Here is a 26,275-nt window from a genome sequence, read left to right as displayed (position 1 = left end):
AAGTTTGAATTATTCCTTCATAATAACATAGGAACCTTAATGGAATCCTATTTCGCGATAAGTTGGTGAGTGGTAATGGACAGTTCGCTATTAACGTTAATCCTTATTTTTACAGCCTTATTGGTCATCCATCTGATTTACATAGTAGTAGTCAAAACACAGCCAGATAAAGACTATGCAGCGATTGGGCTTCGTATCAAGACATGGTGGGGTATGTTCTTTATCTTTTGCTTGGCAACTCTTTTCAATCCGATCGTTTCACTGCTTTCCTTGATGGCACTCACCTTTTTTGCGCTAAAAGAATACTTTTCCATGATTAGATCCAGAAAAGCGGATCGCAGATTGTTTCTATGGGCGTACTTAGCGATTCCCGTACAATTTTATTGGATTTATATCGGGTGGTACGGAATGTTTATTGTCTTTATCCCTATCTATGTATTCTTGCTGCTACCGCTCCCGCGATTGATCAACAAAGGAACGGTTGGTTTTTTGCGCAGTGTCAGCTCGACCCAATGGGGACTCATGCTGATGGTTTTCGGGTTGAGTCATCTGGCCTATTTTCAGTTTGCTACGCCGCAATACGGAGCGAAACTTGTACTTTTTCTAGTGGTACTGACACAGCTCAATGATGTCGTACACTATCTAGCATCACTCTATTTCGGAAAGCGGAAAATCGTCCCGACATCCAATCCCAATATAACTTGGGAAGGCTTCGCATTCGCTTTTCCCGTAACCATAGCGGCTTCCTATCTTATCTATCCCTATCTGACGCCGTTTGACCTGAAATTTGGACTTATTTTCGGCATGCTGATCAGCTTGAGCGGTTTCTTCGGCAGCTTAACGGTTTCCGTGCTGAAGCGGGATTTATTAATCGGCGATGATGATAAGTTCGATGCTTTGAAAAAAAGCTACTTAAGTCGGGTGGATAGCTTGACCTACACCTCGCCCGTCTTTTTTCATGTAATCCGTTATTTTTTTGACTTTATGTAGCGATTACATGGCTTAAACCTCGTATGAATAGTGATCATGGAACACGATATCTTGTTGTGAAAGAAGCAGCCTATCCTCACCCAAGGATAGGCTGCTTTTGCGTGTACTACCGTTGCAGGGCATTCCTAATCCTGCTAACCCCTTCACGAATTTCATTTTCCTTTAGATGCCCGTAGCCCATTAGCAGTCGGTTTCCTTCGAGCTGTGCCGCAAATACATTTTTGCTACGGAGATGTTCTAGCAGATTCTCTCGGAGTGGGAACTGAAACTCTGCTACCAAATGTAAACCAGCCGATCGGCCACATACCCGGTATTGCCCTGTAAAATGCTGTTCCAGGCTATCAAGCAGGACCTGACGACGCTTGGCGTACACTTTTTTCATCTTATGTACATGCTTATGAAGGAGTCGCTTCCTGATATACCGACTCAACACAATTTGTTCCAGGCTCGCTGTCTGGTAATCCGCCAGTTGCTTTAAACGGATAAAATCAGCGACTCGTGACGGGGGAAGAACAATATAGCCGATCCGCAGCGCGGGGAACAATATTTTGCTAAACGTCCCGACATATAGCACCCGTTCTGGGTCCAGACTCTGCAAGGAGTGGACAGGCGCCCCGTCATACCGGAACTCACTGTCATAATCATCTTCGAGCAGAAGGCATCCTGTCCGGGCTGCATACTGAATAAGCTCGATCCGCCTTTGGATCGGCAAGATACCTCCCAGCGGGAACTGGTGCGAGGGTGTCAGATATGCCAGTTTGGGGTGTCTCTTTTGCGGCAGATCGGCTGTTATAACTCCCGAATCATCAACAGGCATGCTCCGCAATGTGGCTCCTGTGGCCGCCAGAATGCTTTTTAAATCTTCATTTGTCGGTTCCTCTACCAGGGCTTCGTCTCCAGCTGACAGTAACAGACGGGTGACAAGCTGAATCGCTTGTACTGCTCCGCTAGTGATTACAATATGTTCCGGGCTGGCTTTCACTCCTCTGGTGTGAACCAAATAGTCGGCCAGCTCCCTGCGTAACTCAGGCTCTCCAGCAGGATCGCCATAACCTAGTGCCAGATCAGGAGCCTCTTTGCATACGCTCTGAAGCAAGTCAGCCCATGATTTGCGCGGAAATAATTCCAATGCAGGAAGGCCTGTTCGGAAAGAAATTACCGACATCTCATTTGAATATGCAGATTCCACTGCAGACGCAGAGGCCTCGATAGACGGTGCGGATACATAACCTGGAAGGACGGCCCCTTCGGCTACATAGGTACCTGAACCCGAGCGCGCAATGGCTAAGCCTTCGGCTAGTAGCATTTCATAAGCTTCGAGGATAACATTCCGAGAAACGTTCAACTGTAAGGCCAGCACCCGAGTCGAAGGAAGTTTATACCCTGCATTCAGTTCTCCAGCTAAAATACGGTCCCGTATTGCTTGATATACCTGACGCAGCATCGGAACTGTCACATTCTTATCGATAGATAACCACATAGCTGCCCCCCAAGCGGTACTGTCAAAAACCTCTTCATCTGGATCTACAAGTGCCCAGTTTCTATTGCTACAGTATATATCAATATCTGTACAAGAGGTGAGATGAAATGAACAAACCAACCTTTTCGACTTACATGGAATTAGTGATCGCAACCTCCATTGTCGGCAGTTCTGTGGTAGTCGGTAAACTGGTCGTGATGCAGCTACCTGTTTTTTTATCGCAATCTGCCAGTCTGGCTGTTGCCCTTCTGTTCTTGGTACCCATTGTATTCATCAAGAAGTATTCACTAAGGATCAGCAAACGGGATGCCTTAATCCTGTTCATTCAAGCACTGGTCGGCATGTTTCTCTTCCGTGTCCTAATGCTGTACGGGCTGACCTACGCCTCTGCTTCCGAAAGCGGAATTTTAACTAGCTTAACCCCAGCTATCGTTGCACTTCTTTCGTATGTGCTGCTGAGAGAAAAGATTGCGCTCCGTTCCGGACTAGGGATTGCCTGTTCGCTGCTCGGTGTTTTGGCACTGCAAGTACCTCACATATCGGCGCTCTGGTTCAATGCTCCTAGCGCAACCTCGTTCATTGGCCTGCTGCTTGTTCTGTCTGCTGTGTTCGGAGAAGCGGCACTGACAGTGTTACGCAAGAAGCTATCCAGCCAAGTCTCTTCCCTGCTCGGAACCATGTATATAACACTCTTTTCATTCTTCATGTTCCTGGCTTGTTCCTTTGTGGAGGCCCAACAGTTCAACTTTAACCACGTTGGTGTAGGGGAGATTGGGCTAGTCTTATATTATGGTATCTTTGTCACCGCATTAGGCTACGTATTATGGTTTCGGGGTGTATCAAGAGTACCGGCTAGTATAGCAGCTGTATACACGGGTTGTATTCCCGTCAGCACACTACTGCTGTCCTATATCATCCTCCGTGAATCCTTCTCATTTGCTCATCTAGCTGGTGCAGGCTTTGTGTTTCTGGGCATCATGCTCATGTCACGCGGTGAACGCCGCTGACGCACGCAAAGACCTTCTCAAAAAAGAGGCTCCCGGCTGTAACTTCGGGAGCCTCTCTTCTTTGATTCAAGTTCTTAGCACATTGAATTAATGCACCTGATCCAGCAATTGGTATGCTTCTTCCTTCGTTGCAGCTACTAGAAGCGCCTCTCGGAAATGATCGTCCATCAGCTTACGTGATAACATTTGCAGCACTTTCAGATGCGCATTTTCCTTGCTGTTGCGCGGTACGGCAATCATGAAGATCAGTTTTGCTTCACTTCCGTCTGCGCTATTCCAGTCAACACCACCCTGCTTGATGCCGAAGACCACGCTTGGCTTCAGGACAGCTTCCGATTTGCCATGAGGAATGGCAATATTCATTCCAATGCCTGTGGAGCCTTCTTCCTCTCTGGCTAATATCGCCTGTTTGAAATCACTGGCAGAGCTTACGGCTCCAGTTCTCTCAAGTGCTCCGATCATTTCATCAACCACAGCATCTCGTGTCGTTCCTTCCAGATCCAAATTAATCAGATCCATCGTTACAATATCCGTCAGTTTCTCAATGTGAATGGCTTGCGAAGACACGACTGGCCCGTTATTTGTGACAGTTGTTGATGCAGATGACTCCGCAGCAGCCGTTGTAGTAATCGCAGATTGTCCAGCTCCTGTGGTAGAATGTCCAGGCATCGCTTCCCCAGCAACATCCAGAGTTACAGTTGCTGCAATATCTTTTTTCAGCAAGCTCACCAGGATAACCGATACGGCTACGCCGACAATAACGGCGATGAAGAACATAAGCACATGGTCCACTGCACCAAGTACAGCTACAATCGGTCCACCGTGAGCTACCTTATCACCTACATTTCCCAACATGGCGATGACAGAGCCGACCATGGACCCTACCATGATACTGGGAATAACACGTAGTGGATCTTGCGCCGCGAATGGAATCGCACCTTCGGTAATACCGAACAACCCCATCGTGAATGTTGCCTTTCCAGCCTCGCGTTCTTCAGGTGCAAATTTACGTTTGTTGATCATCGCTGCAAGTCCCATCCCAATTGGCGGGATACAAATCGCAACGGCGATTGGGCCCATAATTTCATAATTCCCTTCGCCGATCATAGCCGAACCGAATAAGAAAGCGACTTTGTTCACAGGGCCGCCCATATCAAAGGAGATCATCGCACCTAGAATCAATGCTAGTAGAATTGAACTTGTACCTTGCATACCTGCAAGCCAACCTGTTAAAGCTTCAAACAATTGTGCGACTGGAGCACCAATCACAAAGACAAAGATTAATCCTACAATTAACGATGCCAATACAGGGATAATTATAATAGGCATGATCGGCTGTAATGCTCGGCCAACTTTAATTTTTCGAATCCCAAGTGCAACATAACCCGCCAGGAAACCAGCGATAATTCCGCCGATAAATCCAGCCCCCGCCTCACTTCCATAAAAGCTGCCGTTCGCAGCAATGAATCCGCCAATCATACCCGGCGCAAGCCCCGGTCTATCCGCAATGCTCATCGCGATAAATCCGGCGAGGATCGGTATCATAAAGGTAAACGAAGCCGAGCCGATATCCTGAACCGTCTTCCAAAATGAACCGTCCGGTATAACAAGACCGCCTGGTGTCTTCTCACCGCCAATCGTCAACGCAATGGCAATGAGCAATCCCCCAATGACGATGAAGGGTACCATATAGGATACACCGTTCATCAGGTGGCGGTAGATGGGATTTTGTTTCGGTTTGTTCTCTTGTGAGCTAGCTTCGGCAGAACGTGACTCTGCCTGGTACACAGGTACATTGCCTTTCATCACCCGCTGGATCAATTCTTCCGGACGGCGAATACCATCCTGTACGCCAACGACCAGCAGTTTCTTACCGACGAAGCGGTCTTTAACTACTGTCTTATCCGCTGCAATAATAATGCCATCTGCCTCACGGATCTCCTGCTCGGTCAGTTGATTTTCGACTCCAATGGAGCCTTGTGTCTCGACCTTCATCTCGATGCCCAGCTTTGCTGCTGCCTTTTGCAGATTCTCAGCTGCCATATACGTATGTGCAATTCCGTTAGGACATGAGGTAATCGCCAATATCTTCATAGTCATTCCCCTTCTCTCTGTTGTTTCCGCTTACATTGATAGTATAAACGCCTATCTTGCTGTTATCGGACGAACTTTTTACCGGAACTTTCGGAAAAACGGAATTATACCGACAAAAAACAGGACTTATCTATAAGTCCTGCTCCAGAGCACAGCTTTTGATTTTAGTTTATCCCTTCATTTTCCCTAATAGTCTCATTGCATCGGTCTCCTTAGATAAGGCATGAACCAAAGCAGGTTGCTCACTGATCAGGGACAATTCCTTGAATAACTGACGCATCTCTTCCCGCCCATCCTGTTTAACCGCAAGCAGGAACACAAGCTCTACTTTCTCGGTTCCCCAGGTAAGCGGCTGCTTCAAGGTAGCGATTACAATGGAGGACTGCCTTATCCATTCAGAACCGCCATGCGGGATGGCTATGCCTCCCCCAATCGTCGTAGCCGACATTTTTTCTCGCGCCAGTACGCTATCCACATAACCGGGCTCCACATATCCTTTGTCCTCCAGTATTTGCGCCAGCTTGGAGATCAATTGTTCCGGATGCTGCACTTCCTGCTGGGGAAAGACCAAAAAAGGTGTTGTATATTTAAAAAATACAGATTCTTCTGCCGCCCTATGTTCCGGCTCATCCAGTCGTCGAATCACTTGCTCCAGCCGACGCTCGTCCTTGGCATCCAGTAAGGGAGAGACGAGAATGTGCGGAACGTTCATCTCTGGGAGATCTACAGTGGTAATGACGAGATCCACCTCCTGGGCTGCCAGATAATCCTCGACTTCTGCTTTGGAAAGGGTTGTCTCCACATGTACAGCCGGAAATTTACGTTCCACCTTGGTGCGCAGCAGTTGGGACATACCGATGCCCATGTGACACACGATGATGGCTCTTTGGGGATGACTCTCTCTCTGGTGCAATCGCTCCACAGAAGCCTGAAAATGCAGCGTTAAATACGCCGCTTCCTCCTCGGGGAAGGATAGCCGGATCCATTTCCCCACCTCTTCCAGCGTAATAATAACCCGGTCGAACATGTAGGGGTACATCTTCTTGATCTCGGCCAGCATAGGATTGGACACGGTCAACCCATATTGAAGACGGTTCAGGGTCGTATATAAATGGACATTCAACCCTTTCAGCAACATCTTGTCCTTGGAAAAGGCAATCATATTCAGCTCGGACATCCGCCGGACTAATCGCTCAATCAACTCAGGCAAAAGCGGGTGGCTATCTGCCAGCTCACCTTGTTTTCCCCTTCTTTCCTCCTGCTGGTAACGGAACTTCCCACTAAGCAGATGCAGAGTTAAATATGCCGTCTCTTCCTTGGAAAAAGGCACGGCAAACAACTTTTGCAACTGCTGCAAAAAAGATGTAGCCCATGTAAATTCGCGTCTCTCCTGCAAAAAGGCAATGTCCTGCTTGGAGAGAGAAATGGGTTGTCCCATCTTGGTTCGTTTGACCATTAAAAGGATATGCAGCATTAGAGCTTCGAAAGCTTCGTCAGTAAAGCTGAGCTCATGGCGTTTTTGAAATGCTTTTAATTCATAATTTATGGTTGTAATCTCGTGCGATTCAAACTGTTTGCGCATCATCTGTCCCGTTAACTCAGGACTGTCAATCAGCTGGTTCATCCGCGCCAATGCGATTCGCTTATTTTTCTCAGAGCCTTGAATGGTCAAGCCTACGCGCTGCTTGGTAATCAAGGCCAGGTCAAAACTGTGCAGCCAGCCATCAATCTTTTCCATATCTCTACGGATCACCGTCTTGTTCACATAATACTGTGAAGCTAGATCCTGGATGGTCACAGGCTTGGCATTCATCAAGAGCCGATAGGCGAGATGCAGCACCCTTTCCTCATCGGACTCGTGTTGGGCTGTACTCTCATCCGCATACAGTCGATGGAACAATTCATTCTGATCCGCTTTACCCATCTCCAGATAAATGCCGCGTCCCGGCCTTCTCACCAGATTGGCATTAGAATGTTTAACGATATAATCTTCAATTACTTTCAGATCGTTGCGGATCGTCTTTTCGGAGCAGTCGGTCAGATCCGCCAGATCCTGCGCTAACCACAACCGGTCCGGTTCAGTTAACAACATGCGTAAAATTTCCATTTGCCTTTTATTCATTCCATTCTCCCATCTTCCAAAATAAAGAATGTCCAGGGCATTTCAAGCTATATTTTTGCTGGTTTTGTGTTGACTTTAAGTATAGCTAGGCGATACTAATTGTAACCTTACAACAACATAAGGAGTGTATAATAAGACAATCCAAATATACTGGATTTTCAGGAGGAATAACAGTGATCACCTATATGAGATGCAATGATGTCAGCATGGAACACATATTTCAAGCATTTTCGCTTGGGTTCTCGGATTATTCCATTCGGCTGACCGCGGTTCAGGACGATTTCGCAGCACGTTTTTTTGGTCCTGAGGGTAATACACGGAATCACTCTTTCCTTGCCATGGATGAGAATCAACCGATCGGCTTAATTCTCGGCGGTGTCCGGCAGTTCGACGGGTACAAGACCATGCGTTGCGGTACGCTATGCGTCGCTCCGGCTTACCGTGGTCAGGGGATTAGCAGCAAGTTGCTGGAATTACACAAACAAACAGCCATCTCCGCGGGCTGCCAGCAGCTATGGCTCGAAGTCATCAAGGATAATCATCGGGCCGTCAAATTATATGAAAAGCAAGGCTATCAGCCACGCTATACGCTGAAATACTACAACGGCACTCTGCCCTCCGCACCACCCGCTACCCTCTCATCTTCGTATATTCTTAAGGAAGTTACATTTGATGACGTCGCAGCTTTTCGTAAGACCCTCACCAACTGCCACATCCATTGGCAAAGTGACACACCTTATTACGCCACCAGTACACAGGAAGCTTTTCTCGGCATCTACGAAGTGAATCAAACGTGTCTCGGCATGGTGAGCATGAGTGCTCAGGGTAAAATCAACTTTCTTTGGGTCGATCCTAAGCATCGCAACCAAGGATTAGGACGCGCCCTCCTTCATAGAGCAGCAGAGATCCAAAAGATTGAGAAGGTGTACATTTGTCTGTCCGACAATGACTCTCTTGAATCCTTTATCCAAAAAATAGGTCTCTCGAAAGACCCCATTGAGCAATATGAAATGTGTATGCCGCTGAAGGTTGATCATGTTGTACAATGATCAACCTTCTTCCTATCCATGCTCCCCCGCTTGATCCACCTACATCTATCATTTCTGAGAACGATTGATATACTCTGATTTGACTAAGGCGCACATGTAAAGATCATCATATTTCCCGGACGTAAATTCATATTGGGAGAGGAGCCCTTCTTGCCGAAAGCCCGCTTTTTCAAGCAAACGCAAGGATTGTGCATTCTCTGGCTCTACTAGCGCCTGAATGCGGTTCAATGAGAGGGCATTAAACCCATAATCGATTACAGCTGCAAGTACCTCCGACATTAACCCTTGGCCCCAATAGGCTCTGGATAATTCATAGCCCATTTCTGCCCGGTGATGACGTTGATCCCAGTTATGAAATCCGCAAGAACCGATGATTTTACCTTCATTGGTTTGAAGAGCCCAGCGGGTTCCCTGATCTGTCTCAAAAATTTGATCATACCAACTGATCTCATCCAGTGCATCCTGTTCAGACTCAAACGGGCTCAGTCCATAAAACTTCATAACCTGCTCATCTGAAAAGTATTCCAACATGTCCTTGCTGTCCGTCGCTACCATTTTTCGTAATACGAGACGTTCGGTCGTTATAACCGGAAACTCACCTTTCACATTCTCACCTCTTGCCGTCTTATTCACTTTTGCCAGATTTTCTTGCATACCTATGCCTCCCGAGTCTATCGTTACTTTCTTCTTCCAATTATAGACTAAGTGAGAGGAAGGGATATTTATAATAATTTCTTTGTTTATAGAATGTTTTCCTAAACATGGATTATAAAATGACCGTTAATATAAGGAGTATGTTTTTAATTATTAAGAAGAGGTGTATTTTTTGGACGAACAGCACATATCACACAATCCGCAGGAAACTGCAAGACAGATGTACATTCGGCATGGTCAAAATTATGGGGCAGACACCAATAGAATGGCCGAAATATCAAAAACGTACGGGAATTCTACTCTGTTTAGACGGTGGGGAGCAACGGTTTTTGATTGCATATTTTTTGTAATCGGATATATTTGTTTTTTTATTTCTGTCATTCAAATAACGGATAGATGGTTTTTGCCTTTAGCGATTGCAGCCCGTTGTATTCTGCTTATTGCTTTCTTCAGCTATTATTTGCTTTTGGAAGGTTATACAGGCTATACGCTGGGTAAGTTCGTTTTTCGTATTAAGGTAGTTAACGGGGAAGGAAAGCCTCCTGGTTTTCTTAAATCACTCATTCGTACGCTGCTCAGGCTAATAGACACCAATCCGTTGCTAATGGGTGGGATACCTGCTGGTATCAGTGTGTTAGTAACTGCATCAAGACAACGAATTGGTGATTTAGCTGCAGGTACATATGTTGTAAAGGTACGGGATTTAGAGCCGATTAGCAAAAAGACAATGCAACGTTCGCTGTTTATATTTTTTACTGCAATGGTGATCTTGGGGGCCTCGTTTGTAAATGCTATTTTTATACTGGCAAACAATTACGTGCCTCCTGAAGCTCCGGTGAACAAGAAAGAGCAAAGCTATATAAGTAAAGATGGACGATTTCAAATCACGGCCCCATTGGACTGGTCAACAGACCCGGATCGTGAAGGAAAAGCAGAGATAGCGATATTCAATCCGTACATCCAAAAGTCCGTCGTGGTACTATCCCACTCGAAAAAGCAATTGGGCAATATAACTCTTCAACAGTATGGTAAGAAAGCTGAAAATAACTTAATCAAAGAGTGGAACCTATCCAGTGTAGGACCTGTCTCTAACACAACCATTCAAGGATATCCTGCCCTTGAGTTCGTGATTAAAGGTAAAAAAGATGTGGACAAATATGTTACCCATGTAGCGATTATTGAGACCGAAAAGAAGTACTACCAGGTGCTTGGATATGCACCAGCGTCTAAAGACGGCCGTTTAAAGAAAGAACTGCACGACATTACCTATAGCTTCCGCGAGGTTCGTCATTAGACAGCGTGGCTGGCAATAAAAAGGATAAGACACAAAAAGCAGGTGCTCCTTAGAGCCCTGTTTTTTACGTATAACTATACTCTCCTCCTTAAATTACAACTCAATACTAAAATATATAACATCATCTAATGGATTATCATAATACGCTGCAATTTCACATCTATGATAAAATTGACTGACATGTTCAGCGTCCTGCCTTATCATATTGTTCAGATGCACAATAAATTGGAAACCCTTTCATAAAGGTGGTACATTACTATAGATAAAGGAGGAATCCTGATTTGTTTCAGCTCTCCGTAAAACAAGCCCAAGACATCGTAGACAAAATGATGAAGGATATTCCATACAATATCAATATTATGAATGAACGAGGCATCATCATTGGCAGTGGCGAGAGTGAACGAATCGGAACCATTCACCAAGGCGCTGTTCAGGCGCTCGAAACTGGGAAAATGGTTGAAGTGTGGCAGGACGGCCACTATGAGAAAAAGGGAACCAATGAACCGATTGTCATTCATCATGAGTTAGTTGGTGTCATTGGTATTTCAGGCAATCCTGATGAAGTGCGTCCTTTTTGCAATATTGTTAAAACGACGGTGTCTCTCCTGATTGAACAGCGCATCTCATTGGAGCATCTGGCCCACGAAGCCAACCGCAAAAAATCTGTGCTGGAAATGTTGTTAAATCATCAGGGAGCCTACACGCAAAAAATAAAAAAAGAAGCAGCTCAATATCACATTGATTTGCTTCTAAAAACTTCGGCTGTATATGTAAAGTACCTGCCTGCTGATCCAGCTCATTTAGCCGAGTTGTCCAATATATTCATGCAGCATCCATCCTTTCGTATGGAGGAAGACTGCTATCTCATTCTAATACAAAATCAGGAGCCGACAGACAAACTGCTAGAGCCACTTGTGCGTAGCCATCCCGATGTGCTGATTACGGTCAGCAGACAAGAGCACAACATTGCGGATGTTTATATGCAAGCCAAGTCAGCTATGAATGTTTTACTGGCTTTGCGCCCGCCTGTGCAAAAAATTTCTTTTGCGGAAGTCGAATTTCTGGTCAGATTGAGTCAAACGAACCTGACGAACACAATCTATCTGGTTAGCAAGCTGGAAGATACCGTGGATTTGCTGGATACGCTGCGAAGCTTTATTAACCATAACGGTAGTGTCTCCTTTACCGCAGATGAATTAAATATTCACCGAAATACGCTGCAATACCGCCTGAAGCGCATCCATACCTTAACCGGTAAAGATCCCCGGAATCTCCTTCAGCTTTTTGAGCTTACGCACGGCTTATTGGCACTGTATCAATGAACTGCTGTGTCACGCCAGAGCATGCGCCAGTAATACCATATTTCCGCTCGCCGTCACTCCCAAGTTTCTCAGTCAATCCGGCTTTGGCTAAGTTCGGGATTACAGGCGAGCGCTCGTATTATATCGTATTTGTATTATGACGTTTTATATTTATAGCCCGCTTCTCAATCTGTTCATTTCTCGCTGAATTGAAGTACTCTTGCGATATTCTCGCACGTACGCTCTACGTTTTGCGGCCCTTCGACCAGCAGCTTACCGAGCTCCGAGGCTCCCGGTACGATGCCGAACACCGCATCTATTCCTTCCTTGTACAACGTGTCGATCCCTTCCCCGATATAACCTGCGACCGCAATGACCTTTTTGCCAGACTGTTTTGCCGCCTGAGCTACTCCATACGGGGTTTTACCGAATTTGGTCTGAAAATCAATACCGCCTTCCCCCGTCAAAACGATATCGGCAGTGGCGAGCTTTTGTTTTAAACCGGTGTATTCAATCACAATTTCAATGCCTTTTTGCAGCGCCGCCTGAGTGAAAATCAATAAGCCCGCACCCAATCCACCTGCTGCACCTGCGCCTGGGAGAGCGCGCACATCCTTGCCCAGCTGCTGCTTCACCACATCGGCGTAATGAGCAAGATTGGCATCCAATTGCTGCACCATCTCCGGAGTTGCCCCTTTTTGTGGCCCGAATACTTGAGATGCCCCATGCTCTCCGCACAGCGGATTTGTCACATCACAGGCTACAATCAGTTGTACCTGCTGCAAGCGATCATCCAGTGATGAAATATCAACACTGGTCAGCTCGCCCAGACTACCGCCGCCGCGCGGAAGAGTATTGCCTGTTGCATCCAGAAATCTGGCGCCCAGCGCTTCCGCCATTCCTGTACCACCATCATTCGTCGCGCTTCCACCAATGCCGATAATAATTTTTCGAATTCCCTGGTTCAGACATTCACGGATTAACTCCCCTGTGCCGTAGGTTGTTGTCTTTAGCGGGTTTTTGTTATCCTTGTTGACCAGATGGATTCCACTAGCGGACGCCATCTCGATTGCCGCCGTAGTGCCGTCTCCCAGCAGGCCGTATGCAGCAGTTACAGGTTCTCCAAGCGGTCCTGTCACCTCGATATAACGAATCTGTCCCCCTGTCGCATCCACCAGTGACTGCACCGTTCCTTCACCGCCGTCCGCCATCGGTACGTGGACATAATTCGCTGACGGATAGACCTTGCGCAGTCCCTTCTCCATCGCAATACACACTTCTTTAGCCGTCATGCTTTCTTTAAAAGAATCTGGTGCCAGCACAAATGTTTTCTCTCTCATCTTCTCACCCCATCGTGAATATTAAAGTAAAAATCCATACATGAGTGTCGCTACAATTGCCATCGTTCCACCCACAATAGCTTCGTAAGGGATCAAGCCCATCCGTTGTTTAATGCTCATCTTCATGCTGTCTGCCGTGACGTGAAAATAGTTGCCCTGCGGCAAGGAATCAATGACTGTAGCTCCTGTATGCACCATCACAGCTGCAGCGAGCGGGGCCGTTCCCATGTTCAGAATGGCTTCCCCAAACGAGCCTGTCGCCAGAATAACTCCCGTCGAGGTGGACGCCGTGGCAGCTGCCATCAGAATACCTGCAAGCGGTGCCAAAAATGTACCGGAAACTCCCGAAGCTTCAATCAGGCCAACCACCTGAGCAGACAAGTTGGAGGCAGAGATCAGACCCGCAATCCCGCCTGCACCGATCAAAATTAGCACGGTCGCCGTCATTTTATTCAAACCGGAGGCCGAATACTTCAAGATATTGCGCCCTTGTCCCATGGCCAGCATACCCACGATCCCGGCGATCGGCAAAATGTACATTGCGTCCACCTTGAAACTCGAAAGTGCTTCAATACCGGAGATGGAACCAATCGGGTTAATCATCAGCAAAATAACAGCTACCAGCGGGGCTACAATCGCCCGTCCCAACGCCGGGTATTTCGATGTATCGACATCACTGTCCATGATATCCTGATCGGACACCTTCACACCTTTGGTTTTCAACATAGATGCCACCAAAACAGTCATGATTAAACCACATATTGCAGGAACCACACCCGCTAACATCACGTGGCTTAAATCCAGATTAAATCCGCGCGCCGCTGCAATCGTATTAGGATTGGGAGAGATGATGTTCCCCGCTTTTCCGCCTCCAGACAAAGCCAACAGGAGCGCCAGCTTGGAAATCCCCATTTTGTTACCGACCGACAATGCAATAGGTGCCACAATCAACACGGCAACGGGAATAAATACACCTACCGCCGTAATAATCATCGTCGCCAAGGCTAGTGCGAGTATCGCTTTACTGCCGCCAAATTTCTTTACAATAGCCTGCGCAATTGTCTCCGCTGCCCCGGATTCCATCATTACACCTGCCAGTATACCTGCAGCGAGCACACGAATGACCGTCCCCATCACACTTTGCGTACCGCTTATTAACACGCTGATCGTCTGCTCCAGATTGGCTCCGCCCAATAAAGCGCCTACAATAGCTCCCAAAAATAAAGCGTAAACCGGATTCAGCTTTCTTAATATCAAAATAATTGCAATAGCCAGCCCTGCCAGAGCTCCTATCCAACTGATCGTCAATCCTTCCATCTGTCTAACCCCCCGGGCAATTTTTGATTACGCTTTCATTATATCGATTGCCGCACGTTAAAAATATTGAAGAACAGACGAAATTGATTGTGCATTTGCACATAAAAAAGTCCATGTTTCCTCTCCGGAAACTGGACTTATAATATTACTTATCCAAACGATTAATACATATGCTGATCCTTTATTCGGACCAGAACTTTCCCAAAGCGTCCTCCTTGCTGAACAGGGATTCTCTTCCCTGCGTACGTCTTTCTTAAGTAGGCTTCTGCTTTCTGTAGCGACTGTTCATCTGTTGGCATCCCGAAGAATGAGAACCAGCCTAATGTATGTTTTACCGCCTCGTCCACCGACATCATTACCGTTTGGGTTTCACGAGTAATCAGGGTTTGAAAAGAATAGCCATATATATTTAATAGTTGGATGATATATGCCATATCTGACGTTTGTACTAGGTCCTCTTTTATTCCGACTACAGGGCGCAGTTCCTGAATCAGACTATGCTCCTTAGGCCCAGCACTCGTACTGATGTAACAAAACTGGCTGGCACAGGCGAGCGCCTTCTCTACCATTTCCCAACCGAAAATGGCTGGACACATAGATGCAAACACCAGATCGAATTTGTTTTTCCATCCATTCGTTTCAATAGATAACTCCTCAAATTGTTCCCGCACGATTTTAACGTTTCCCTTTATCGATGGCTTAATACTCTCTTCCATTAAGGCTGTCAACGGTCCTGAAGGCTCAACGGCGGTAACATTTGCCCCTTCCTCTGCAAAAGGAATACTGAAGACACCGGAGGCAGCACCAATGTCCAAGATAGAGGAATTTTCAAAGGTAACTCCCTGTGTCCTTAGCCATCCCATAATTCTGGTTGTTCTCTTTATTCCCTCTTCATTAAATGCCTGCTCGTGGAAGCTTCTTGCCCTCGTCATATCATCAAATGAATGAGCCGGTACCGTTCCCGCTCTAAGCATTCGATTTACACCGGCTTCCGGATCGTTAATCCAAGCAGCCTTCCATACTTCGGGATCAAATAAAGACTGGGTCATTAATTAGACTTCCCTTCTACTAAACAGATTTTAAAGTCTACTAATATCTACAATGATAAAAAATCATGTCATAAAAATTTAACCTGACGGTCCTTGTTGAACTCCTTAATCATAGAACTCTTTAATTATAGAACTCCCTCCTTACGTATGTGGATATGAAGCATTCTACAATAGATATTATAGACTTATTATATCTGTAATTCAATCAAAAAATTTAAATGACTACAATTCATACCCTCACGCCGTACAGCGCAAGGACTTTCTCGACGAATGCCCTTGTGCCTTCAAGCGTGTTGGTATCCTCGGCCCGAAAATTTTTATTTTATTTTTGAACGATTGAACTAGTTGCTTCTGTTGTAGCTTTTGCCTCACCATGTCCTGCACCAAATAGGTTCAGTACCACCACGCCAATAACAATTAAAGCAATACCTGCGATACTTCCTGTATTGATTTTTTCTTTCCAAATCAATACTGAAATAAGCGTTGTAGCAACAGCCCCTACACCTGACCAGATGGCATAAGTCATATTTAAAGGGAGCGTCTTAAGGGATAAGGAGATAAAGAAGAAAGAGATCACAAACGCAACAATTGTGAATAGAGTCGGATACAATCTGGTAAAACCTTCTGAAGCTTTAAGCATTGAAGTTCCAATAAGCTCACCAACAATAGAGATTGCCAAGAAAAGATAAGCCATTATTCATTCTCCTTTATATATGTTTTTAATTCTTCCATCATTTTTTGCCTCATTTCCTTATTAGGAGGAGCAAGCCCAAACATTTCAGTAAACCACAAGCCGTCTATAGCTAATCGGACTATCGTGGAACGAACGGGATCTAATTCGTCGTTTTCAATTTTATTTTGGATATTCTCATACTCGTCCTGAAGTAACTTTAGCATTTGAGGGTTTGTAAACTGTGCTGCTGAGAGAGCGGTATACAGGTCACTTGCATTCCGATCGCCAGAAAATGATGTATTCATATACGCGCGAGTCCATCTTCCTTTGGAATGCATATCGTTTTCTGCTCTCTCATTAAATTCGGAGACAAAGCTGGTCGATAGTTGCTCAACCATTCCCAAAATCAATTCATCCTTATTCGGAAAATGGTAAAGCAATCCTCCTTTACTTATTCCCGCTTTCTTAGCCACCGCTTCTAACGTTAACTTCTCTACTCCTTCTTCGTGCACAATTATGGAGGCCGCTTTAAGAATTAATTCTCTTTTTAATGTTTTTTTAGTTGTATTCATTTTGATCACCACCCACTTCATTATACCGTCCAGACGGTTTTATTTAAAGTGGGTTTGAAATTATGAATCGGGTATGTAAACCTAATTGAGTTGGATTAGGTTTTGATACGTTACGTTTAAGCTAAATAAAAAGAAGCCTTGGGCGTATAGCATTTCAGCCAAGACTTCTTCAAATAAACATCTATCCAGCCCAGACATTTGGCAAAAGTTCGCATCTGTTGGGGTTTAAGTGCCACCCATAGCTTATCTTTGCAGATATTGTCTCAGCCATTGGAGCGCGGGACGTTCCGTGCCGTTAGAATTCAGCAGATGTGTACCGTCCTTCCAAGTTTGTCCTTGGATATACCCCCAGAGCGTAACTCCCTTCACTGAGGGGTTTTGCCAAAGGACTGGAAACTTCTCTTTGTATCTGGCAAGTTGAGTATTATCGTTTCCAGTTATATCCAGTTCTGACACATAGATCGGCAATCCGGTCGCCGACAGCTTATTTAGTACAGTATTCATCGTGTTGACTGAGACGTTGTCCATACTGAAATGGTGGCATTGAATGCCAATACCGTCAATCAGGCCTCTACTCTTGAGCTGATTAATAATATTGACATATTGGTCGGCTAAAGAAGGGTCGTTGATAATACCATAATCATTTATATGCAGCTTGGCATTCGGAAAAGCTTGTCTAGCCTGTTGAAACGACCATATGACCCAATCCCATCCAGTTGACCCGTCACCACCAATGGCATTGCGGTAGGACGGCTTCTGATGCAGCGGCTCATTCACCACATCTACAAACGCCGCATTCGGATAGCGCTGACCTGCTGCTTTAATCCACTGAGTCACTTCCGCTTTCTGATCAGCAGCCGACAGTCCTTTAACCCATCCTGGCTCCTGAGCACCCCATACCAACGTATGGAACTTGAACGGAAAACCATTGCTACGGGCATAATTGTAGGCGGTATCCGCCTGCGACCAGTTCATGTTGTTACGACTGCCTTCAACCGATTCCCACTTAGTCGAGTTCTCCGGCGTCACTTGATTCCAGTATGTCCCGTAACTAGGAGGGACACTGCCCGCAATGACATTCCCCAAAAATTTGCTTCCATTTGCCAGTCCAGCATCAGCCTGGTTGACCAGAACAGAAGATAACAACACACCCGCCAACGCCAAACTGCTCACCAGCTTGCCCACTTTAGTTCTTAACATAAAATCTCCTCCTCACACGTATAATTTGATAATATCCATCTCTCCTAAATTAAGCGCTTACATTCCCAATTATAAGAATGAATAGTTGTTTTCTGCTACATGTAAAAGTAAAGATTTTACCCGAAAAATCTTACATCATTGCGGGGCGACTGGAAACCTGGTGCTCCTTTATCCCAAACAACTCCGAAATGACAAAAAAAGGTTGATGCAAAAAGTGATATGCTCCCCTTACAGTAGCAAGTTTTAACCTGTCTACTTTTTTGGGAACATATCACTTTGGAGACTACCCATTTAATAGTTTAAGGATTAAGGGCTCTTGCAATTGCGTCTACATAACTTTGGCTAGCACGTTGGCTTACTTCTGCTTGTGGAACCATTCCCTCAAAGTTGTGAAAAGTGCCGGGATACAGATGGAATTCGACGTCTACGCCAGCTTGGGCAAGACGTGCCACATATTCGATCGTCTCATCTCGGAACAAATCGAGCTGGCCTACGCACGTATAGGTCGGCGGCAGGCCAGCCAAGCTTTCCGCTCTCGACGGCACCGCATATGGGGACACCTCGGTGTCTTCATTACGACCCCCCAAGTACATGTTCCAGGCCGTCAAGTTGTTCTTCCGGTTCCATGGTGCGTTATCGGCCGTAATTTCATGACTTGAGGCCGTAACATTGCGGTCGTCGATCATCGGATACAGTGGCATTTGGAAGATGAGGGCTGGCCCGCCTTTGTCACGAGCCATTAAAGCAAGTGCTGCGGTCAGACCGCCGCCCCCACTTGCTCCGGCAATTGCGACCCGATCTAAGTCAATGCCCAGCAGTTCCGCTTCGTCGGTCATCCACGTCAAAGCGGCATAACAGTCATCGATGGCAGCTGGGTAGGGATGCTCAGGAGCAAGTCGGTAATCGACCGATACGACGACGCATTTGGCCGCCTGCACGAAGCGTTCGCACAAAGCATCGTCCATATCAGGATGACCCATCACATAGCCTCCCCCGTGAATCCACAGCATGGCCGGAAGCCTAACGTCAGCTCGCTGGGCAGGTTCGTAGGTTTTGACTAATATCTCGCCTGCTACGCTCGGAATCATCCGGCTTGTCGTACGTACGTGCTCCGACTGCTCAATGGGAGGACTCGACAAATAGCTTCTACTCAGTTCTAAATTTTCTTCCAGTTGAAATCCAGGAAATTGTGCAATTACCGACCTAAACTCTGGGTACAAACGATTTTCAAAATCCACGTAAATCACTCCTATGTTTGGTTTTTATAATCTTTTCTCCGTCTCCGCTTCCCACTTGGCTATTTCCTTCCGAACTCGGGGTGCTACCTCTGTTCCTAGCAGCTCAATGGCTCTCATCACTTCGGTATGCGGCATCGTGCTTAACGGAACATACAGCATAAAGCGAGTAACACCTACATGTTTGCGAAGGTGAATGATCTTCTGGGCAACAGTCTCTGGATCGCCGACATACAGCGCACCTTCAAAGCTGCGCGCGGCATCGTAGCTAGAACGATCATAATGCGCCCAGCCCCGCTCCCTGCCCAATCTATTCATACCTGCCATCGTAGAAGGGAAATATGTATCTGCAGCTTGCTCATTATTCTCTCCGACAAATCCTATCGAGTGCGACCCAACCCTAAGCTTCGATTCATCATGACCGGCGTGCGCTGCTGCCTTCTTATAAAGCTGCACGAGCGGTGCAAAATTCACCGGATTTCCACCAATGATCGCCAGCATCAAGGGCAGTCCTAACAGACCTGCCCGGATAGCAGAATCCTGCCTGCCCCCGCTGCCAACCCATATCGGTAAAGGATTCTGAACCGGCCGTGGATACACACCCAAATTGTTAATTGCTGGCCGATGTCCACCTTTCCAGGTTACTTTTTCGGACTCCCGTATTTTAAGGAGCAATTCCAAATGTTGTTCAAACAGCTCATCATAGTCTTCCAAGTCATAGCCAAACAGTGGAAAAGATTCAATAAAGGAACCTCGGCCCGCCATAATCTCCGCACGTCCATTCGAAATACCATCCAGCGTAGCAAAATCCTGAAAAACGCGAACGGGATCAGCTGAAGAAAGCACTGTGACTGCACTGGTCAGCCGAATCTGTTTCGTCTGCGCTGCAGCCGCTGACAGCACAATCGCTGGTGAAGATGCCGAATAATCCTTCCGATGATGCTCACCTACCCCAAACACATCAAGTCCCACTTGATCAGCAAGGATAATTTCCTCGACAACTTCGCGCAATCTCTGTGCATGACTTATCACTTCACCTGTCTGAACGTCAGGCTTTGTTTCTACAAACGAAGTAATACCTATCTCCATGGTCCATCTCTCCTATTCTAATAGCTTTCTTTGTATGACAATCAAGTACCGATAAAATATCATACCGATCGGTAATATATTTTTCCCAGTAAATATAACTCATTAAAAAGAATACTGTCAATGAATATAGTAAAAATACTTTGATTTATCCTCAACTGATATCTCCTTGGTGCGATAAACCAATCTGCATTTGACAATATAACGAGCTAATTATAAGATAATAACATACTAATTGGTACGCAAATAAAGACCCCAGACAATTATAATCAGAGTTATTGAGTTAAGAATAAAATTACGAGCAATGAGAGGTATTGATTATGGGACGAATCCGCGAATTTGACGAAGATAAAGTATTAGATGCAGCAATGCAAATATTTTGGGAGAAGGGATATGAAGCTACCTCACTGAGTGATTTAACTTCCAGAATGGAAATTCAACGACCTAGTATATACTCCACTTTTGGAGGCAAAAAAGAATTGTTCGAAGCTGCGCTGCGCAAATACATGATGTCCCGTGCTTCTCTGATCCGAGCCAAGCTTCAAAGCAAACCATCTGTAAAAGAAGCATTTCGAGCTTTTTTTGAAGGTGTGGTCGATGAGGAATATACAGAAAACCCTAGAAAAGGATGCTTTTGCATCAATACAATGGTTGAACTTGCACCTCATGATGAGAAATTTGAAATTCTTACAAGGGAACATCAAATGTACCTATCGATTATATTTCAAGAAACCATTGAACGAGGTATACAATCAGGTGAGCTTGAGATCGGGCTCAATGCGAAGGCTGTATCACAGGCGCTAGTCGTATCGTTAATTGGACTGACCGTAATGATAAAGTCTCGTCCAGAACGATCATTTATTAATAACACGATAGAGGTGACACTTACACTTCTTAAGTAATTCAGAGTGAATTCAATTTTAACGAATGGGAATCACTATACAGCAGTACAAAGGGCACCCAATCGGGTGCCCTTTGTACGTAGGAGGAGACTCCTTTCCTCCTTACGTCCATTCGGTAAATGTTCCAAGGATTCAGTTAATATGGATATTTATTAGAGTGAACCTGGATATAGAGTATACTAGATGAGTATAAGTTCGATACACGATGACATTATATATGTAATGGTATTCAAATACAGCGCAGAAGAGGTTGAAGATGAGTCAGAAGCATTTTACAGATTACGCATTAAGTGAAGAAATTGTAAGAGCGCTCAATAGCTTGGGCTATGAGACGCCAACAGAGATACAGACGGAAGTCATTCCTGTTGCGCTTGGGAAGAAGGATCTTGTCGCCAAATCGCAAACAGGTAGCGGCAAAACAGCAGCATATGGTATTCCAATTTGTGAGCTAGTAGATTGGAATGAGAATAAGCCCCAAGCTTTAATTCTGACGCCAACCCGTGAACTCGCATTACAGGTCACCGAAGACATCACGAATATCGGACGCTTTAAGCGGATAAAAGCAACACCCCTTTATGGGAAACATCCTTTTCATATCCAAAAGGCTGAGTTAAAACAAAGGACGCATGTGGCTGTAGGTACGCCAGGACGTGTACTGGACCATATCGAACGAGGCACGCTATCGTTAGATCGGATCGCCTACCTCGTGATTGATGAAGCTGACGAGATGCTGAATATGGGCTTTATCGAGCAAGTCCAGTCGATTATTCAAGCGCTGCCTAGTGACCGGGTTACCATGTTATTCTCCGCTACCTTCCCTGAAGATGTAGCCACACTGTCACGTAAATATATGAAAGATCCTGTTAGAATTGAGATTAAAGCGACTGGTATAACGACCGCTACAATTGATCACTCTCTTATTCAGGTGAAGGAGTCAGACAAGCTGGCACTACTGCAAGATCTGCTCATTGTTGAGAATCCTGACAGCTGCATTATTTTCTGTCGTACGCAGGAGAATGTAGATACATTATTCAGAGCATTGGCTGATCTCGAATATCCATGTGATCGCATTCATGGTGGCATGGAGCAAGACGAGCGATTTGAGGTAATGAATGCATTCAGAAGGGGTCAATTCCGTTACTTGATTGCGACAGATGTCGCCGCCAGAGGGATTGATATCACGAATATCACCCATGTCATTAACTACGACATTCCCCTTGAGAAGGAAAGCTATGTTCACCGCACAGGACGTACGGGACGTGCTGGCAAAACAGGGAAAGCCATTTCCCTCATCACTCCTAAGGATGGCAGAAGATTAGCTGATATTGAAGCATATATTGGATTCGCGATTCCGCAGGTAAAGGCCCCCTCAGAAGAGGCTGTTGATCTCCGTAGAGAAAATTTTGAGCAGAAACTGCATGTAAAAACCGCACTCAAAAAAGATAAGCGCGAGCAATTAAACCAACAGATTATGAAGCTGAATTTCAACGGCGGTAAGAAGAAAAAACTCAGAGCTGTCGACTTCGTGGGGACCATCGCTAAGCTTGATGGAGTCACCGCAGATGATATCGGGATCATTACGATTCTGGATTATGCGACAGATGTTGAGATTCTGAATGGTAAAGGTCCACTGGTGCTTGAGATTATGAAGAATACAACCGTAAAGGGTAAGCTGTTAAAGGTACGCAAAGGGAATAAGTAGCAGATACGCTGCATTAAAGAGGGTGAGGCAATCCCGCCCAGCATAGCCGATGGTTATCGTTAGCTATACGGGCGGGACTGCCGAGTTTACCTCTTGATCGTTTAATTCATCTTTCCATTTTTTCTGCAATGCAATTAATGCCCTTCTTCTGACATATTCGTGTTCATCATTGGAGAGCTTAGACAAAAGACTATTTACTTCATCCCTCATTCCTTTTACTTCACCTAATCCATAGGCTATTTGCCACCTGGCTTCGTAATCAGAGTATGTAATTGCACTGTAGGCTAAAGACAAAAATATTTTGGGTCGTACAATTAGCAACTGCAATACATTCTCAACCTCATTATCCCTTGCCAATGTGTATAAGATCAGTTCATAAACTTCTGTCTGCCATTCAGCTAATGAAGTATGTTCTAACACTTCCTCAACAGCATTATAAAGCTTATCCCAATAAAGATAATTCGTTTCCCATTCTCCATGTTTTTCAGCTATGCTAGCACCCCATTGTTTGAATATTATGACTTGCTCTTGAAGAGTGCGGAATAAGGCATTTTCTCTATTATCATAAAACCCCATTTCCCATCTCCTTTTTTCTTTACAATCTATTTTCACTTTTTTGATAGGTATATTTTATCATTCTATTTATTTCCACAATAAAAATTCAAGCTCTATGAAATCAACAACGTTGGTGATAATTGTTCTGCTTTATCGTATTCTCTTAGAGAGTTAATTTATACTTAAAAAATTTTAGAAAAGGTGTCCCTTTCGGTCCTCTTCATTTGTTATACGGATATAGTTTTCTTTTTAATCAGAGGGGGTGCCTAAATCTTTGAATGAGGAAATCGAATATAGAATTAAGCGGGTCCAAGCTGGCGAGATCCAGGATTACGCCTACATTGTAAAGGAGTATCAGCGTCAGATTTTTGTGTACTGCTGGCGACTATTAGGCAGTGAGCAGGAAGCGGAAGAGGCTGTACAGGATATTTTCGTTAGTGCTTTCGAGAAAATCAGTATGTACAAGCCCACAGTGAGTTTCTCCTCCTGGCTGTATAAAATGGCTTATCATCACTGCCTGAACCTGATTCGCCGGAAGAAACTACAGCGCAAATTTAAAATGACCCTGTTCACCTCAACTAACATGGCTTCAGACAGTGCTGCGCAGGTTATGGAACGTCAGCTTTTCAGTGAACCGCTGAGCCGGGCATTGGACCAACTGAATGCAGAGGAGCGAAACCTGTTGGTGCTGCGCATTTTTGAAGAAAAATCGTTTGGAGAAATCGGGGAAATTATGAACAAAAGCGAGGAAGCTATCAAGAAAAAATACGGCAGAACAAAAACAAAGCTCAAAAAAATGATGGAGCCCATAGAGGAGGACCCAAAATGCGTGAATTACAAGACAGAACTCAGGAACAAGGCCTGAAATACACCGATCTAAAAGACAGAGACTTAAAAAACATGGACATGCTGACAGAACCAGAGAGTGTCCTAAAAATCCAGGCTTTTGACGTCTCTGACAAAGTGATGGAACAGGTCTACCAAAAGGCGAAACCCAAAAAGGGATTCATTGTAAAAATGCGTCTTCAGCCGCGCATTACTGCTCCTATCATGATCTTGCTTTTTGTATTGGGTGCCTCTGTGACTGGATACGCCGCTTCGCAATATCTGGAATTCCGTAACAGTAACGGCGATCTCGTATTAAATACCGCCAAAACACCTGCTGAAACGGACGCTTCCAAAACGTATACAACCACCTACACACAGTGGAACGAAGAGGTGACAGACCGTCTACAGCCTGGAGAGTATGCCGCCTATTACGTTAAGGACGATTCTATGAATCAACAAAATTCGTCTAATCCCGTCCTGTTTGCCTACAAGCCGACTGAACTTTCTAGCTTCAGCAGTCTGCAGGATGAAATCAAGCGGACGGAAGCTCCGCTGTTGCATAGTCCCACTCATCTGCCGAATGGCTACCGGTTTGATTTCGGATACGTCTATCCAGTCGCTGCATATCCTGGGATGATGAACAAAGAGGAATACCGCGCTTTAACGGATAAACTGACGCAACAGGCTAAAGCTGCACCGGAAGGTGAAAACCTGTTTATTCAAAAGCTGAGCTGGGACAAGTCAGACTTCACCCTCGCCCGGTATGCGAGAGGAAATGACTATATAAACATCACCGTCACCAAATACGCTCCCGAAGTCACAAAGACGACCGTGATGCAAAATGAACAGGATTCGGCTGAGGAACTGATGATTAAAGGAACCAAGGCCTATTACATCAGAGCAAGCGAAACAAGCAAGCCCTTGGAGGTAGGAAAAAATCGACTGGGATGGCTCGATGAAAAAAGACGTTTACACTACAACATATCTGATAACCAGGACAGCCCGCTGAGCAAAGAAGACTTGGTAAAAGTAGCTGAAGATTTGCTTAACGGTTCACCGCAATAGTTATAAAAGAAAAGCTTTGAAAAGAGATCATCCCTTTTTTAAGGGTGGTCTCTCTTTGAAGAATAGTCCTTATACCTTTTCCTCACAAACTATTACGGCATGTTCCACAATCTTTTTACCTCAACTAATTCCTGATCATTGAATTCCATTCTGTATACGTCTGGTTTGGATGTGTGTAGTAAAAAATTCAAATCGAACTGCTTGTCATAATACTCCATCATTAAAGTCATTACAGCTCCATGAGTGCCTAATGCGACTTTCCTTCCTCGGTAGATTTTTAGCAATTCCTTTAAGACTGTTATACTTCGGTTCTGACAAACTGCATTAGACTCTCCTCCCGTTAAAGCAAAGTTGGGATCAGAAAATGACTTATCTAACAAAGGGAATAATTCATCATCGGGCATTCGGTTGTCTTCACTAGAAAAAATTCTTTCTTTAAGATCCTCGAATATTAAAACTTCTTGTCCTGAGACTTGAGCTAATTCTTGAATGGTCAGGATTGCCCGTTGATATGGACTTGAAACGAAAACCTCGATCCCCTCTTCTCTTAATAATTCAGTTATTTGAAAAGCACCTGACTTGCCTTTATCAGTCAAACCTCTTGTTCTTTCATTTCCTTCCGTCTTCGGTGATTCGCCATGTCTCACCATGTAAATGCAAGTTTTCATAGTATCCTCCATGAAGAGCTGATGAATTTTTATTACATGATATTCGTGACTAACTACCAAGTCACCTTTTGCTAAGGTGGTTTTCTCTTGTT

The 26,275-nt window shown here is 45.1% G+C and carries 23 protein-coding genes; 9 read left to right on the top strand and 14 right to left on the bottom strand.

Annotation, left to right across the window (positions count from 1 at the left end):
* Positions 1–75 precede the first annotated feature (75 nt).
* Entirely contained in the window at positions 76–990 is a 915-nt protein-coding gene (locus tag ACQW03_RS11820) for a phosphatidate cytidylyltransferase (protein WP_071644023.1), read from the top strand.
* Between the two features lie 106 nt (positions 991–1,096).
* Here ACQW03_RS11820 and pdxR read toward each other — a convergent pair whose 3' ends face one another.
* On the bottom strand, positions 1,097–2,470 hold the full coding sequence (gene pdxR / locus ACQW03_RS11815; protein WP_076292846.1) for a MocR-like pyridoxine biosynthesis transcription factor PdxR: 1,374 nt from the start codon (positions 2,468–2,470) through the stop codon (positions 1,097–1,099).
* Positions 2,471–2,577: 107 nt separating this feature from the next.
* Here pdxR and ACQW03_RS11810 point away from each other — a divergent pair, with 107 nt between their 5' ends.
* Positions 2,578–3,477: a DMT family transporter gene (locus ACQW03_RS11810; protein WP_441949800.1), complete on the top strand. Its 900-nt coding sequence runs from the start codon at positions 2,578–2,580 to the stop codon at positions 3,475–3,477.
* Between the two features lie 87 nt (positions 3,478–3,564).
* On the opposite strand, the gene ACQW03_RS11805 is transcribed toward ACQW03_RS11810, so the two are convergent.
* Together ACQW03_RS11805 and ACQW03_RS11800 are read right to left on the bottom strand one after the other, a co-directional pair.
* A complete protein-coding gene (locus tag ACQW03_RS11805; RefSeq protein ID WP_076292848.1) occupies positions 3,565–5,571 on the bottom strand; it encodes a PTS fructose transporter subunit IIABC in 2,007 nt (668 codons plus the stop codon).
* A 169-nt stretch (positions 5,572–5,740) separates the two neighbouring features.
* Positions 5,741–7,693 carry a BglG family transcription antiterminator gene (locus ACQW03_RS11800; protein ID WP_441949797.1) on the bottom strand — a complete coding sequence of 651 codons (1,953 nt, stop codon included), beginning with the start codon at positions 7,691–7,693 and terminating at the stop codon, positions 5,741–5,743.
* Between the two features lie 173 nt (positions 7,694–7,866).
* Here ACQW03_RS11800 and ACQW03_RS11795 point away from each other — a divergent pair, with 173 nt between their 5' ends.
* Complete coding sequence (locus ACQW03_RS11795; protein WP_441949795.1) at positions 7,867–8,742, top strand: GNAT family N-acetyltransferase; 876 nt, start codon at positions 7,867–7,869, stop codon at positions 8,740–8,742.
* A 48-nt stretch (positions 8,743–8,790) separates the two neighbouring features.
* On the opposite strand, the gene ACQW03_RS11790 is transcribed toward ACQW03_RS11795, so the two are convergent.
* A complete protein-coding gene (locus ACQW03_RS11790) occupies positions 8,791–9,348 on the bottom strand; it encodes a GNAT family N-acetyltransferase (protein WP_441952380.1) in 558 nt (185 codons plus the stop codon).
* 220 nt (positions 9,349–9,568) lie between these two features.
* Between ACQW03_RS11790 and ACQW03_RS11785 the strand changes: the two genes are divergently transcribed.
* Both ACQW03_RS11785 and ACQW03_RS11780 read left to right on the top strand, forming a co-directional pair.
* Positions 9,569–10,690 carry an RDD family protein gene (locus ACQW03_RS11785; RefSeq protein ID WP_071644035.1) on the top strand — a complete coding sequence of 374 codons (1,122 nt, stop codon included), beginning with the start codon at positions 9,569–9,571 and terminating at the stop codon, positions 10,688–10,690.
* Positions 10,691–11,016: 326 nt separating this feature from the next.
* A complete protein-coding gene (locus ACQW03_RS11780) occupies positions 11,017–12,012 on the top strand; it encodes a CdaR family transcriptional regulator (protein ID WP_441952378.1) in 996 nt (331 codons plus the stop codon).
* Between the two features lie 173 nt (positions 12,013–12,185).
* Here the strand turns inward: ACQW03_RS11780 and ACQW03_RS11775 are convergent, their stop codons facing one another.
* The 8 genes from ACQW03_RS11775 to ACQW03_RS11740 form a co-directional block, all read right to left on the bottom strand.
* Positions 12,186–13,331 carry a glycerate kinase family protein gene (locus tag ACQW03_RS11775; protein WP_441949793.1) on the bottom strand — a complete coding sequence of 382 codons (1,146 nt, stop codon included), beginning with the start codon at positions 13,329–13,331 and terminating at the stop codon, positions 12,186–12,188.
* Between the two features lie 21 nt (positions 13,332–13,352).
* Positions 13,353–14,648 (bottom strand): GntP family permease, encoded by a 1,296-nt coding sequence (locus ACQW03_RS11770; protein WP_441949791.1) that lies wholly within the window; start codon positions 14,646–14,648, stop codon positions 13,353–13,355.
* Between the two features lie 161 nt (positions 14,649–14,809).
* Positions 14,810–15,697: a class I SAM-dependent methyltransferase gene (locus ACQW03_RS11765; RefSeq protein ID WP_071644041.1), complete on the bottom strand. Its 888-nt coding sequence runs from the start codon at positions 15,695–15,697 to the stop codon at positions 14,810–14,812.
* A 322-nt stretch (positions 15,698–16,019) separates the two neighbouring features.
* Complete coding sequence (locus ACQW03_RS11760) at positions 16,020–16,391, bottom strand: DMT family transporter (RefSeq protein ID WP_053326462.1); 372 nt, start codon at positions 16,389–16,391, stop codon at positions 16,020–16,022.
* Positions 16,391–16,942 (bottom strand): TetR/AcrR family transcriptional regulator, encoded by a 552-nt coding sequence (locus tag ACQW03_RS11755; RefSeq protein ID WP_071644045.1) that lies wholly within the window; start codon positions 16,940–16,942, stop codon positions 16,391–16,393. The genes ACQW03_RS11760 and ACQW03_RS11755 overlap by 1 nt, the downstream gene beginning before the upstream one ends.
* A gap of 243 nt (positions 16,943–17,185) precedes the next feature.
* Positions 17,186–18,142: an endo-1,4-beta-xylanase gene (locus ACQW03_RS11750; protein WP_441949788.1), complete on the bottom strand. Its 957-nt coding sequence runs from the start codon at positions 18,140–18,142 to the stop codon at positions 17,186–17,188.
* A 299-nt stretch (positions 18,143–18,441) separates the two neighbouring features.
* Positions 18,442–19,380, bottom strand: a complete 939-nt coding sequence (locus ACQW03_RS11745) for an alpha/beta hydrolase (protein ID WP_441949786.1) — start codon at positions 19,378–19,380, stop codon at positions 18,442–18,444.
* A gap of 24 nt (positions 19,381–19,404) precedes the next feature.
* Positions 19,405–20,466, bottom strand: coding sequence for an LLM class flavin-dependent oxidoreductase (locus ACQW03_RS11740; RefSeq protein WP_441949784.1), 1,062 nt, complete (start codon positions 20,464–20,466; stop codon positions 19,405–19,407).
* A 317-nt stretch (positions 20,467–20,783) separates the two neighbouring features.
* Between ACQW03_RS11740 and ACQW03_RS11735 the strand changes: the two genes are divergently transcribed.
* Both ACQW03_RS11735 and ACQW03_RS11730 read left to right on the top strand, forming a co-directional pair.
* Positions 20,784–21,365: a TetR/AcrR family transcriptional regulator gene (locus ACQW03_RS11735; protein WP_441949782.1), complete on the top strand. Its 582-nt coding sequence runs from the start codon at positions 20,784–20,786 to the stop codon at positions 21,363–21,365.
* 256 nt (positions 21,366–21,621) lie between these two features.
* Positions 21,622–23,067, top strand: coding sequence for a DEAD/DEAH box helicase (locus ACQW03_RS11730; RefSeq protein ID WP_441949780.1), 1,446 nt, complete (start codon positions 21,622–21,624; stop codon positions 23,065–23,067).
* 63 nt (positions 23,068–23,130) lie between these two features.
* Here the strand turns inward: ACQW03_RS11730 and ACQW03_RS11725 are convergent, their stop codons facing one another.
* Positions 23,131–23,643, bottom strand: coding sequence for a HEAT repeat domain-containing protein (locus ACQW03_RS11725; RefSeq protein ID WP_076292868.1), 513 nt, complete (start codon positions 23,641–23,643; stop codon positions 23,131–23,133).
* A gap of 253 nt (positions 23,644–23,896) precedes the next feature.
* Between ACQW03_RS11725 and ACQW03_RS11720 the strand changes: the two genes are divergently transcribed.
* Both ACQW03_RS11720 and ACQW03_RS11715 read left to right on the top strand, forming a co-directional pair.
* Positions 23,897–24,487, top strand: a complete 591-nt coding sequence (locus ACQW03_RS11720) for an RNA polymerase sigma factor (protein WP_441949777.1) — start codon at positions 23,897–23,899, stop codon at positions 24,485–24,487.
* On the top strand, positions 24,448–25,515 hold the full coding sequence (locus ACQW03_RS11715; protein ID WP_076292870.1) for a DUF4367 domain-containing protein: 1,068 nt from the start codon (positions 24,448–24,450) through the stop codon (positions 25,513–25,515). The genes ACQW03_RS11720 and ACQW03_RS11715 overlap by 40 nt, the downstream gene beginning before the upstream one ends.
* A gap of 92 nt (positions 25,516–25,607) precedes the next feature.
* Here ACQW03_RS11715 and ACQW03_RS11710 read toward each other — a convergent pair whose 3' ends face one another.
* On the bottom strand, positions 25,608–26,183 hold the full coding sequence (locus tag ACQW03_RS11710; protein ID WP_441949775.1) for a histidine phosphatase family protein: 576 nt from the start codon (positions 26,181–26,183) through the stop codon (positions 25,608–25,610).
* Positions 26,184–26,275 lie beyond the last annotated feature (92 nt).

The sequence above is a fragment of the Paenibacillus sp. DRB1-1 genome, assembly GCF_052119485.1.
Lineage (GTDB): Bacteria > Bacillota > Bacilli > Paenibacillales > Paenibacillaceae > Paenibacillus > Paenibacillus polymyxa_B.
Note: the sequence above shows the minus strand (reverse complement) of the source record. Positions and strands in the feature narration are given on the sequence as shown.

What these genes read in the sequence shown, in the direction of transcription:
- ACQW03_RS11810 (WP_441949800.1), top strand. Translation starts at nt 2,578, where the DNA reads ATGAACAAACCAACCTTTTCGACTTACATGGAATTAGTGATCGCAACC.
- ACQW03_RS11710 (WP_441949775.1), bottom strand. Translation starts at nt 26,183, where the DNA reads ATGAAAACTTGCATTTACATGGTGAGACATGGCGAATCACCGAAGACG.
- ACQW03_RS11760 (WP_053326462.1), bottom strand. Translation starts at nt 16,391, where the DNA reads ATGGCTTATCTTTTCTTGGCAATCTCTATTGTTGGTGAGCTTATTGGA.
- ACQW03_RS11735 (WP_441949782.1), top strand. Translation starts at nt 20,784, where the DNA reads ATGGGACGAATCCGCGAATTTGACGAAGATAAAGTATTAGATGCAGCA.
- ACQW03_RS11730 (WP_441949780.1), top strand. Translation starts at nt 21,622, where the DNA reads ATGAGTCAGAAGCATTTTACAGATTACGCATTAAGTGAAGAAATTGTA.
- ACQW03_RS11805 (WP_076292848.1), bottom strand. Translation starts at nt 5,571, where the DNA reads ATGAAGATATTGGCGATTACCTCATGTCCTAACGGAATTGCACATACG.
- ACQW03_RS11780 (WP_441952378.1), top strand. Translation starts at nt 11,017, where the DNA reads ATGATGAAGGATATTCCATACAATATCAATATTATGAATGAACGAGGC.
- ACQW03_RS11775 (WP_441949793.1), bottom strand. Translation starts at nt 13,331, where the DNA reads ATGAGAGAGAAAACATTTGTGCTGGCACCAGATTCTTTTAAAGAAAGC.
- ACQW03_RS11725 (WP_076292868.1), bottom strand. Translation starts at nt 23,643, where the DNA reads ATGGGGTTTTATGATAATAGAGAAAATGCCTTATTCCGCACTCTTCAA.
- ACQW03_RS11750 (WP_441949788.1), bottom strand. Translation starts at nt 18,142, where the DNA reads ATGTTAAGAACTAAAGTGGGCAAGCTGGTGAGCAGTTTGGCGTTGGCG.
- ACQW03_RS11765 (WP_071644041.1), bottom strand. Translation starts at nt 15,697, where the DNA reads ATGACCCAGTCTTTATTTGATCCCGAAGTATGGAAGGCTGCTTGGATT.
- ACQW03_RS11740 (WP_441949784.1), bottom strand. Translation starts at nt 20,466, where the DNA reads ATGGAGATAGGTATTACTTCGTTTGTAGAAACAAAGCCTGACGTTCAG.
- ACQW03_RS11755 (WP_071644045.1), bottom strand. Translation starts at nt 16,942, where the DNA reads ATGAATACAACTAAAAAAACATTAAAAAGAGAATTAATTCTTAAAGCG.
- ACQW03_RS11800 (WP_441949797.1), bottom strand. Translation starts at nt 7,693, where the DNA reads ATGAATAAAAGGCAAATGGAAATTTTACGCATGTTGTTAACTGAACCG.
- ACQW03_RS11715 (WP_076292870.1), top strand. Translation starts at nt 24,448, where the DNA reads ATGCGTGAATTACAAGACAGAACTCAGGAACAAGGCCTGAAATACACC.
- ACQW03_RS11770 (WP_441949791.1), bottom strand. Translation starts at nt 14,648, where the DNA reads ATGGAAGGATTGACGATCAGTTGGATAGGAGCTCTGGCAGGGCTGGCT.
- ACQW03_RS11820 (WP_071644023.1), top strand. Translation starts at nt 76, where the DNA reads ATGGACAGTTCGCTATTAACGTTAATCCTTATTTTTACAGCCTTATTG.
- pdxR (WP_076292846.1), bottom strand. Translation starts at nt 2,470, where the DNA reads ATGTGGTTATCTATCGATAAGAATGTGACAGTTCCGATGCTGCGTCAG.